Genomic DNA, 9,346 nt, shown 5'->3' on the forward strand with positions numbered 1-9,346 from the left:
GTTTCATCTCAACGGGAATCGGAGGCGGCGACGGCCGAGGGGACGAGATCAGAGGTCTTCGAACGCCGCGTTCTGGATGGGGTAGCGTTTCCAGTCCTTGTAGTCGAAGTGCCACCATTCGTTGGGGATATGCAGGAAGCCCTCGGCCTCCAGGGCCTCGCGGAGCGCGGCACGGTTGGCGGCCTGGGCGCGGGTGACGCCGGGGTAGTCGGAGAAGGCGCAGCGCGAGAAGTCGTCGTAGCCGGTGGGCATGTCGACGGGCTTGCCGGTCTCGAGGTCGTACAGCGACAGGTCGACGGCGCAGCCCCGGTTGTGGCGCGAGCCCCTGGCGGGGTCGGCGACGAAGCCGTGGTACTTCGGCGGGGTCGCCTCTCGGAAGACCTTCGTGACGTACCAGGGCCGATAGCCGTCGTGGATCAGCAGGCCGAACCCCCGCTCGCCCAGCTTCGCCTGCGCCCGCTTCAGCGCCTCGGCCGCCGGGCGCTGGAGGAACGCGCGGGCCGACGTGTAGACCGGGACGCCCAGGAAGTTGTCGTCGCCGGCGTATCGGATGTCGAGCTTGACGCGGGGGTCGAGCGTCTCCAGGTCGACGAGGTCGGATTCGAGGAACTCGCCCTCTTCCGCCGGCGGCCGCGCCTGGATGGCCTCGGCGCGGATCTCGTCGATGGGGCGCGTGGGCGTGACGCGGAACGGGCCGGCCGGGGCGGGCCCGGGCCTCGCCGTCGCCTGGGCCTCGGCCCAGTTCGCCTTCACGGCGGCCGGAAGGCGGTCGAAGAAGGCGTCGGGGAGCCGCCGCGTGGGGCGGCCTCCGGCGTCGATGATCTCGATGGCGCGGTAGAGCCCGTCGGCCTCGCGACGCCAGCCGAAGACGTCGGCGCCGCCGCTCGCCCAGACCTCCCCCGAGGGCGACCCCAGGACGAGCCATCGCGACCCCGGGGCCCTCAGGTCGAATCCCAGCGACTCGCGGCCGTCGGCCTCCACGACGCGCAGGTCGACGAGATCCCCAGCGGCGGCGACGGTGAGCGTCGCGTCCCCGAGCGCGTGCGAGCCGGGGCGGTCGACGAGCACGTCCGACGCCCGCGCGAGGGGAGCGATCGCGAGCAGCCCGGCAACGGCGGTGGTCATCAGGATCGCGGCGACGCGGCGCGGTCTCATGCGAGCGGTCTCCGAGCGGGGCGTGGGCGGCCGGGCGACGCGCCATGGTATCATCGCGGGATCGGCCGCTGAAACGCGCGCCCGGCGGACAGGGATGGTTTCTCGGGTCGTCTGGACCTCGAACTCGGAGCGACTCGTGAAGACCTGGATCAAGTGGGCGGGGCTGACGGCGGCGATGACCCTCGCCGTGGCGATGGGCATGGCGGGGCGGGCGCCCGGGCCGCCGGACTCGATCGTGTACGAGGAGGACGTGCCGTACAAGGAGGTCGACGGCGAGACGCTGCGCATGGACTACGCCCGGCCGAAGGACGGGGACGGGCCGTTCCCGGTCGTCGTCTTCATCCACGGCGGCGGCTGGCGCGGCGGCGACAGGTCGATGTTCCGCGACGCCCTGTTCAGCGTGGCGCAACAGGGCTGCGCGGCGGTCACGGTGCAATATCGCTTCGCGCCCAGGCATGCCTTCCCCGCTCAGCTCGACGACGCGAGGGACGCGGTGCGATACGTCCGCGAGCGCGCGAGGGAATGGAAGATCGACCCCGATCGGGTCGCGGCGTTCGGGGGATCGGCCGGCGGCCACCTGGTCCTCCTGCTGGCGACGACCGCCGACGAGGGCGAAGCCGGCAAGCCCTCCGCGGCCATCAAGGCGGCCGTCTCGATCGCCGGGCCGGTCGACCTCACGAAGCGGTTCCCGGACGGCTCGCGCCACATGGTCGAGGACCTCCTGGGGCGGGACCGCAAGGCAGACCGCCAGGCCCAGGAGGCGGCCAGCCCGCTGTTCCACCTGGACGCGGGCGACGCCCCCGCCTTGCTGGTCCACGGCACGAAGGACGACTTGGTCCCCTACGAGCAGGCGACGGCCTTCAAGGAGGCGTGCGAGAAGGCGGGCGTCGAGGTCGAGCTGTTCACCATCCCGGGCGGGAACCACGGCGGCGGAGGGGACGACCCCGGGGATTGGGACCGGGCCGTCGTGAAGTCGATCGCGTTCTTGCGCGAGCGCCTGGCCCTGCCGCCGCTCCCCGGCGTGGAGTGACCGGCCGAGCTTCGGCTATGATGGACGGCTAGCCCACGACCCATCCGACCCGAGACCGAGGGACGATCGCCATGTCCACCCGCCTCCGCTGGCTCGGCCACTCCGCGCTGCTGTTCGAAAACGACGGCAAGCACGTTTTGATCGACCCGTTCCTGACCGGCAACCCGAAGGCCGCGATCAAGCCGGAGGACGCGCCCGCCGACCTGATCCTGATCTCCCACGGCCACGGCGACCACGTCGGCGATTCCGTGGCCATCGCCAAGCGCGCCGGCGCGACGGTGGCCAGCAACTACGAGATCAGCGGCTGGCTCCAGCAGCCGTCGCAGGGGCTTTCGAAGGTGGAGGGGCTCCAGCACGGCGGCTCGTTCACGTTCGCCGACTGGGTCCGCGTCAAGCTGACGCTCGCCTTCCACGGCTCCGCCCTGCCCGACGGCTCCAACGGCGGCAACCCCTGCGGCTTCGTCCTGACGTTCCCCGACGGGACGAAGGTCTACGACGCCGCCGACACCGCCCTCTTCGGCGACATGGCCCTGATCGGCGAGGAGGGGCTCGACCTCGCCCTGCTCCCCATCGGCGACTATTACACGATGGGCGTCGACGACTCCATCCGCGCCATCAACCTGCTGAAGCCGAGGCACGTCATCCCCATCCACTACGACACCTTCCCCGCCATCGCCCAGGACGCCAGGGCCTGGGCCGCCCGCGTGGAGAAGGAGACCGACTCCAGGCCCGTCGTCCTGGAGCCGGGGGATTGGTTCGACATCCCGAAGTGAGCCCGCGCCGGCCGCGCCGACGGGTCACTCCGCGGGCGCGCCGGCGAAGCGGAACGGGGGCTTGCCGGTGAGGTCGGCGCTGAGGAAGCTGGGGCACCAGTGGCGTTCGACGTGGCCGACCATCAGGGCGTTGCCGTCGAAGTGGGTGCCGCCTGGGGGGCGTTCGGGGTTGTACATCGTGTCGGTCATGTCGCGGATCAGGGCGACCTGCTTGCCCAGCGTCTTCATCTGACGGATGGCGAACGGCCGGCCGAGCACGCACATGTTCAGGTGAACGCCGCAGAGGATGACGCGGTCGATCCCGCGCTCGGCGAGCAGGTTCCACGTCTCCTGGCCGTCGTCGGTGATCGCGTCGGCCTCGCCGATCTCGATGGCCGCGTTCTGGCGGGTCCAGGGGTCGCCTTGCTCGCACTTCTCGCCGGCGCAGTCGCAGCCGCCGTCGGAGTCGTCGATTGGCAGGACGCTTTCATGCCTGGCGTCGATCCAGAACCAGGCGGTCCCCCACCGCGGCGAGGTCGCCAGCGGCACCGGAGTGGGGACGTGGCGGGCGTTCCGCGCGCGGTCGCGCTGCGGCGTGCCGTCGTAGAACCCCGTGGTCGTGCTGGGGGCGTGGATGATGAACGCGCCCCGGGCCCGCGCGGCCTTGAGCATCTCGTTCATCGGCCCGGCCATCTCGCCCACGCGACGCTCGGCCGACTTGCACCAGTGCTTGTCCCACATGTCGCAGACGATGATCGCGGTCTTGCTCGGCTCCCATTCGGCGACCGTCTCGACGACCTCGACCCGGCCGTCGACCACGCCCCGGGATCTCAGGTTGAGCGTGAACGGGCCGTCGTCGGCGGAGGCGAGCGACGGGAGCGCCGCGAGCAGCAGCGCGGCGGCGAGGCGCGGAAACGTCCGATGCATGGCGGGACCCTACGCTGGAGGACGAAGGCTGTCGACGATCCGACCCCGCCATGATGCCGCCCCGACGCGCCCGGTGGAAGGGCCCGGGGCACCCCTTTCGGATTCACATCGCCGCCGATTGCATCTCGATCTCGTTCAGCAACCGACGCGCGATCTCGTCCGTAAGCTCGATGGCGTCGCGGCCGATCGGCGGAGGCTCGAAGCCGTGGACGATGACGTTCCGAAGGCGTGAGATGTCTTCCAGGTCGTGGAACTCGGCGTGATCGATCTCGCCGGCCGAGATGAGGGCGCTGAGCATCCCCTGCGCCGGCGTGCCGAAGCCGGCCTCGCGCCCCATCGAGCGCAGGCGGTGACGCATGGCGGATTCCAGCGCCGACCAGGCGGCGACGACTGCTTGGGGCTCGAACCCGCCGTCATACATGCTCCGCGCCTTCCCGAGCGTCTCCTCGATCCGCTGTCGCGTCATGTCGGTCGCGTCTTGTCGAGCGGGCCGGGGGAACGCGGGCGGCCCCAGGAGCGCCAGGTCGAAACGCCAGCCGGGCTTCTTCTCGACGACATCAGCCAAGTCCGCGATGGACTCGTCTCGCGCGAGTTCCTCGGCCGAAGGCTTCGCCGAGACCAGGACGTTCCCGCCGGGCCCCTCCGCCATCAACTCGATCGTATAGTCCCGCGCGAATGGCGGCAGGGCGGATCGGTCGGGCCGGACGGTCACCTTGTACCCCTGGCGACGATATCGCTCGGCGAGGCCTTCTAGCAGATCATCGTTTTCCATGAGGTCACCCCGGGAGCGGATATGGGGATTCCGGGTCTTCCACGCGGACATAGACGAACGGACCGCCGGTTCGAATCGCGGTCACGAGCAGCTTGGAAGCGTTCGCGATGGCGACGGGCGCGCCTATCTCCAGGTGGACGAGACGCGCCTGTCGGATCTGGCGATCATCGCCGTAAACGTCGGCCTGCATCTCGTCGAATATGGGTTTCGACATATTGTCCAGATCGACGGGCGGTTCCGGACCGACGTGGAAGTTGATGATCGTCGCTCGCAGGTTGGTCGTCAGTTTCGGGCCAGACCAAGACGCCCGAACCGCCGTCGACACCGCCGCCCTCCAGTTGGCCAGCACGGTCTTGCCGCGCGAGGTTCGCTGCTGGTTCGAGATCGGCGGGCCCGGGACGATAATTTCCAGATGAACGGCCATCCGTCCCGCGCCCCGAGGTCCGCGAATCCTCACACATCATCAGCATAGCGGGCGAGGCCGGCGCGAGGCCAGTCACCCGGTCGTCGGCGCGGGGGCCGGGGCCAGGCCCTTGGCGGCGGCGAGGCGCTCGTAGAGGTCGGCGAAGCGGGCGACCATGGCGTCGGCGCGGAATTCGGCCAGGGCGCGCTCGCGGCCGGCGGCGCCGAGGGCGGCGGCGCGGCGGGGGTCGCGGATCAGGTCGCGGAGGCCGCGCGCCAGCAGCGGCAGGCTCCCGACGGGCGCCAGCGCGCCGGTCACGCCGTCCACCACCACCTCGGTCGTCCCCGGCGCGGCGGTGGCGACGACCGGCTTGGCCTGGATCATCGCCTCCAGCACGACGTTCGGCAGGCCCTCGTACTCGCTGGGCAGCGTCACCACGTCGGCGGCGGCCATCAGGCGGGGGACGTCGTCGCGATGGCCGAGGAACCGGACCCTGTCCGTCAGTTCGAGCTGCCGGGCCAGCTTCTCCAGCGACCCGCGCAGGGGGCCGTCGCCGACGATCGCCGTGCGCAGGTCGGGCTGGACGTGCTGCAAGAGGTCCAGCACCTTCAGCAGGTCCGCCACGCGCTTCTGGGGGGCGAGCCGGCCGACGAACAGGGCGAGCTTGGCGTCGCGCGGGAAGCCGATCTCCACGCGGACGGCGGCGGGGTCGACGGCCGGCGGCGGGTCGTCGGCCACGCCCGAATGGATCATCTCCAGCCGGTCGGCCGGCACGCCGAGCCCGGCGTAGAAATCGACCACGGCGCGGGAGTTCCCCACCAGCTTGTCCGAGTATGTCGCCAGCTTGCGGTCGACGAACCGCTCGATCGGCCCCTTCCAGAGATCCACGGCCATCTCGGCGGTGACGACGACCGGCACGCCGGCGCGACGGGCGGCGACGCGGCCGTAGGCGTTGGCGGCGAAGATCCAGGTCTGCACCACGTCGAACCGGCCGGCCTTCAGGAACCGCGTCAGCCGCCGGAGGGCGAACGGGTCGACCTTCAGGCGCTTGCCGATCGTCGTCGTCGGCACGCCCGCCGCGGCCAGGTCGGCTTCCAGCGGGCCCGACCGCGTGAGGGCCGCCGCCTCGACGCGGAAGCGATCGCGCGGCAGCCCCGCCGCGAGCATCACCATCTGCTTCTCGGCCCCCGAGCGGTCGAGCGTCGGGATGAGTTGCAAGACCTTCAGCACTTCGGACCCCGTTTCCTCATCCCGATCGCTTCCGCGCGATCAATTCCCGGAACAATTGGAGATGCCGGCGCGCCACGGCCCGGATCGCGTACTGCTGCTCGACCCGCCCCCGCGCGGCGCGGGTCATGTGGAACGCCCGGTCGAAGTTCGACCACTGCTCGACGATCGTCCGCGCGAGGGCGCCGGCGTCGCCCGGGGGGGCGAGGCGGCCGTGCTTGAAGTCGACGACCAGCCGGCGGTTCCCGGGGATCGCCGAGGCCACCGCCGGCACGCCCAGGGCCATCGCCTCCAGCAGGGCGATGCTCATCCCCTCCTCCGACGACGGCAGGACGAACAGGTCGGACGCGCGCAGCTCGGATTCCACGTCGCCCGTCGCGCCCGGCATGGCGAAGGCTTCGGCGCCCAGGCCCAGGCCGGCCGCCAGTCTCGCCAGCGCGGGGCGCTCGGGCCCCTCGCCGACGAGGACGAGCCGGGCGGTCGGGAACGACTCGCGGACGATCGGCCAGGCGCTGAGGAGCGTCGGCAGATCCTTCTCCGGGGCGAGCCGGCCGACGAACGAGGCGCGCGGGGCGTCCCGCCAGTCCGGCCGTCGCTGCCAGGGGCGGATCGGGATCGGGACGCCGTTGGGCAGGTCGTGGATCCTGGCCCCGTCGTATCCGGCGGCGGTCAGCTCGTCGCGGACGGGCTTCGAGATGGCGACGTAGGCGTCGGCGTCCTTGCAGCGGCGGGCGATGCGGCCGCCGAAGTTCCCCCTCGCCTGCCACGCGATATCGCCGGTGTCGCCCGCGCCCTCGGGGCGCAGGACGACGGGGAAGCCGCGGCGCGCGGCGACGCCCAGGGCGGCGTGGGCGTCGTGCTTGAGCATGGAGACGTAGGCCAGGTCGACGGGGTTGGAGCGCAGCCAGTTCGCCAAATTGCGCATGTAGAGCCACGTCCCGACGAACCGCAGGGGCGACGTCGGCAGGCGATGGACGACCAGCCGGCCGCCCCGCGCGCGGATCTCCTCGCGCGCCGGGGCCGCGGCGGCCTCGCCGACGGCGGAGGTGAGGACGGAGACGTCGGCCCCCTCGCGGGCCAGCGCCTCGGCGAGGTATCCCAGCACGCGCTCCGCGCCGCCGATCAGGGGCGGGTAGCGTCGGGAGATCAGGGCCAGCTTGAGGGGGGCGTCCGGGGCTTCGGCGGTCATGGGTCTCGCGGCGGTCGGCCGATCATCCCTTCCTTGAGGACGCCGACATAGGGGAGGTGGCGGTAGTCGTCGTCGTAATCCAGCCCGTAGCCGACGACGAAGGCGTCGGGGATGGTGAAGCCGCAGTAATCGGGCTCCAGCGGGACGATCTGGCGGCCGAGCTTGCGGAGCAGGACGGCCGTCCTCACGCTCCGGGCCCCGCGCACCGCGATGTGGTCCACCAGCGCCGCGAGGGTCCGGCCGGTGTCCAGGATGTCGTCGAGCAGCAGGACGTCGCGATCGGCGACGTCGGGTGCCAGGGCCTCGTTGATGACCAGCGTCGACCCGGTGGTCGTCGCCCCGCGGTAGCTGCTGGCGTGGACCAGGCCGATCCGGTGGGGGACGTCGATGGAGCGGATCAGGTCGGCCAGGACGATCAGGCTGCCGGTCAGCACCGCGACGATGGTCAGCGGCTTGCCGGCGTATTCGCGCGCGACCTCGGCCCCCAGCTCATGGATGCGGGCCCGCAGGGCGTCTTCCGGGATCAGGACCTCGACGGGCACGGCGGTCCGGTCTCCTCGCGTTACAATGATGATGCGGCGACGGACTTGGGCCCTTAGTCTACCCCGAAAGTCGGGGATCGAATAGCGGACGTCCCGCGATCGTCTCGTCAGGGTGGGAGAGCGCATGCCGGACGGCCCGACGATCGCATCCATCCCCGACGAGCTGCTGGTCCGACGGGCCCGAGACGAGGACCCGGCGGCCCGCGAGGAGCTGTTCCTCCGCCATCGGGACGACGCGTACCGCGCGGCCTACCGCCTCCTGGGGGACGAGCAGGACGCGCTCGACGCGGTCCAGGATTCGCTCCTGAAGGCGTTCCGCCGGCTGGACGAGTTCGACGGCCGCGGCGGGTTCCGGTTCTGGCTGCTCCGGATCGTGGTGAACACGGCGCTCGACCAGGGGAGGCGGCGCAAGCGGAGCAAGGCGGTCCCCCTGGAGGCCGACCCGACCAGCGCGACGCCCGACGACGACCCCTCGCGAGGGCTGGCCCGGGCCGACCTGCGGCGGTCCCTGGACGAGGCGCTGGCGAACCTCTCCCCCACCCTGCGGGCGACGTTCGTGATGTTCGCCGAGGCCGGGCTGACGTACAGGGAGATCGCCGAGGCCCAGGGCGTCCCGATCGGCACCGTGATGAGCCGGATCAACGCCGCCCGCCGCAAGCTCCAGGAGTCGCTCGATTGGGACCGCCTGAAGGGCCTCGATTGAGCCGGGAAGACAGGATGGAAGTGAGCCGATGAACGACCTCGACCGCCTCTGGCAAGCGACCCGGCCCCCGACGCCCTCGGCCGAGGCGTGGGACCGCGTCTGGGCGGGCGTCGCCGGCCGGATCGACGAGCCCGAGCCGGCGCCGGCGGTCTCCTCGCCTCGCCGACGCTGGGCCGCCGCCGCGCTGGTCCTGCTGGCGCAGGCCGCCGCCGTGCTGATGGCCGTGGGCGTCGCCCGCTACGCCCCCGCGCCCACGCCCCCCGTCCGCGTCGAGGAGGGCCGCCTCGTCCTGATCCGCGGCGACGTCGACGCCGTCCAGGTCGCCGACCTCGCCCCCCACCTCGGCGGCGAGGGGGTGGACGCCTGGTACCTCGTCCACAACTACTTCGAATCCGCCGCCGGCCCGTTCGTGGCGATGGCGGAATGAGGCGTGGACGAGCCGATTCGAGAGGCGGTCGATCCTCTCGTCCCCTCTCCCCCCGGGAGAGGGCAGCCGCGCCAGCGGCGGGTGAGGGCCCTGGCGCTTCGGGGGTCGCGACGGTCCATGGCTTACGAGGGCGAAGCACAACCCGAAGCGCCAGGGCCCACACCCGGCCCTTAGGGCCACCCACTACCGGGGGGGGAGGGGCCGGTGGCGCCCCCCCGC

The 9,346-nt window shown here is 71.9% G+C and carries 11 protein-coding genes; 4 read left to right on the forward strand and 7 right to left on the reverse strand.

The annotated features are described in order from the left end of the window. Positions 1-48 precede the first annotated feature (48 nt). Positions 49-1,155 carry a M15 family metallopeptidase gene (locus WG209_RS16270; RefSeq protein WP_337176124.1) on the reverse strand — a complete coding sequence of 369 codons (1,107 nt, stop codon included), beginning with the start codon at positions 1,153-1,155 and terminating at the stop codon, positions 49-51. Between the two features lie 136 nt (positions 1,156-1,291). Between WG209_RS16270 and WG209_RS16275 the strand changes: the two genes are divergently transcribed. Further along, positions 1,292-2,185, forward strand: a complete 894-nt coding sequence (locus tag WG209_RS16275) for an alpha/beta hydrolase (RefSeq protein ID WP_337176125.1) — start codon at positions 1,292-1,294, stop codon at positions 2,183-2,185. A 71-nt stretch (positions 2,186-2,256) separates the two neighbouring features. Further along, positions 2,257-2,958 carry a metal-dependent hydrolase gene (locus tag WG209_RS16280; RefSeq protein WP_337176126.1) on the forward strand — a complete coding sequence of 234 codons (702 nt, stop codon included), beginning with the start codon at positions 2,257-2,259 and terminating at the stop codon, positions 2,956-2,958. Positions 2,959-2,982: 24 nt separating this feature from the next. Here WG209_RS16280 and WG209_RS16285 read toward each other — a convergent pair whose 3' ends face one another. The 6 genes from WG209_RS16285 to hpt all read right to left on the reverse strand — a co-directional run bounded on the left by WG209_RS16285 (position 2,983) and on the right by hpt (position 7,997). After that, positions 2,983-3,864 (reverse strand): hypothetical protein, encoded by an 882-nt coding sequence (locus tag WG209_RS16285; RefSeq protein WP_337176127.1) that lies wholly within the window; start codon positions 3,862-3,864, stop codon positions 2,983-2,985. Between the two features lie 103 nt (positions 3,865-3,967). Continuing rightward, positions 3,968-4,636 carry a hypothetical protein gene (locus WG209_RS16290; protein ID WP_337176128.1) on the reverse strand — a complete coding sequence of 223 codons (669 nt, stop codon included), beginning with the start codon at positions 4,634-4,636 and terminating at the stop codon, positions 3,968-3,970. Between the two features lie 4 nt (positions 4,637-4,640). Further along, complete coding sequence (locus WG209_RS16295) at positions 4,641-5,060, reverse strand: RusA family crossover junction endodeoxyribonuclease (protein WP_337176129.1); 420 nt, start codon at positions 5,058-5,060, stop codon at positions 4,641-4,643. A gap of 72 nt (positions 5,061-5,132) precedes the next feature. Next, positions 5,133-6,269: a glycosyltransferase gene (locus WG209_RS16300; RefSeq protein ID WP_337176130.1), complete on the reverse strand. Its 1,137-nt coding sequence runs from the start codon at positions 6,267-6,269 to the stop codon at positions 5,133-5,135. 16 nt (positions 6,270-6,285) lie between these two features. Beyond that, the gene (locus WG209_RS16305; RefSeq protein WP_337176131.1) at positions 6,286-7,455 is read right to left on the reverse strand and encodes a glycosyltransferase family 4 protein; all 1,170 of its coding nucleotides are present in this window, start codon (positions 7,453-7,455) and stop codon (positions 6,286-6,288) included. Then, positions 7,452-7,997: a hypoxanthine phosphoribosyltransferase gene (hpt, locus tag WG209_RS16310; RefSeq protein ID WP_337176132.1), complete on the reverse strand. Its 546-nt coding sequence runs from the start codon at positions 7,995-7,997 to the stop codon at positions 7,452-7,454. The genes WG209_RS16305 and hpt overlap by 4 nt, the downstream gene beginning before the upstream one ends. Positions 7,998-8,121: 124 nt before the next feature. Here hpt and WG209_RS16315 point away from each other — a divergent pair, with 124 nt between their 5' ends. Both WG209_RS16315 and WG209_RS16320 read left to right on the forward strand, forming a co-directional pair. Then, positions 8,122-8,700, forward strand: a complete 579-nt coding sequence (locus tag WG209_RS16315; RefSeq protein ID WP_337176133.1) for a sigma-70 family RNA polymerase sigma factor — start codon at positions 8,122-8,124, stop codon at positions 8,698-8,700. A 28-nt stretch (positions 8,701-8,728) separates the two neighbouring features. Then, complete coding sequence (locus tag WG209_RS16320; protein ID WP_337176134.1) at positions 8,729-9,127, forward strand: hypothetical protein; 399 nt, start codon at positions 8,729-8,731, stop codon at positions 9,125-9,127. The last annotated feature ends 219 nt before the right edge of the window (positions 9,128-9,346 follow it).

Origin of the sequence: Paludisphaera sp., assembly GCF_037189885.1 — a bacterium.
Classification (GTDB): domain Bacteria; phylum Planctomycetota; class Planctomycetia; order Isosphaerales; family Isosphaeraceae; genus Paludisphaera.

Coding starts and splice junctions, on each gene's coding strand:
- WG209_RS16270 (WP_337176124.1), bottom strand. CDS start 1,155: ATGAGACCGCGCCGCGTCGCCGCGATCCTGATGACCACCGCCGTTGCC.
- WG209_RS16280 (WP_337176126.1), top strand. CDS start 2,257: ATGTCCACCCGCCTCCGCTGGCTCGGCCACTCCGCGCTGCTGTTCGAA.
- WG209_RS16285 (WP_337176127.1), bottom strand. CDS start 3,864: ATGCATCGGACGTTTCCGCGCCTCGCCGCCGCGCTGCTGCTCGCGGCG.
- WG209_RS16290 (WP_337176128.1), bottom strand. CDS start 4,636: ATGGAAAACGATGATCTGCTAGAAGGCCTCGCCGAGCGATATCGTCGC.
- WG209_RS16295 (WP_337176129.1), bottom strand. CDS start 5,060: ATGGCCGTTCATCTGGAAATTATCGTCCCGGGCCCGCCGATCTCGAAC.
- WG209_RS16305 (WP_337176131.1), bottom strand. CDS start 7,455: ATGACCGCCGAAGCCCCGGACGCCCCCCTCAAGCTGGCCCTGATCTCC.
- WG209_RS16315 (WP_337176133.1), top strand. CDS start 8,122: ATGCCGGACGGCCCGACGATCGCATCCATCCCCGACGAGCTGCTGGTC.
- WG209_RS16320 (WP_337176134.1), top strand. CDS start 8,729: ATGAACGACCTCGACCGCCTCTGGCAAGCGACCCGGCCCCCGACGCCC.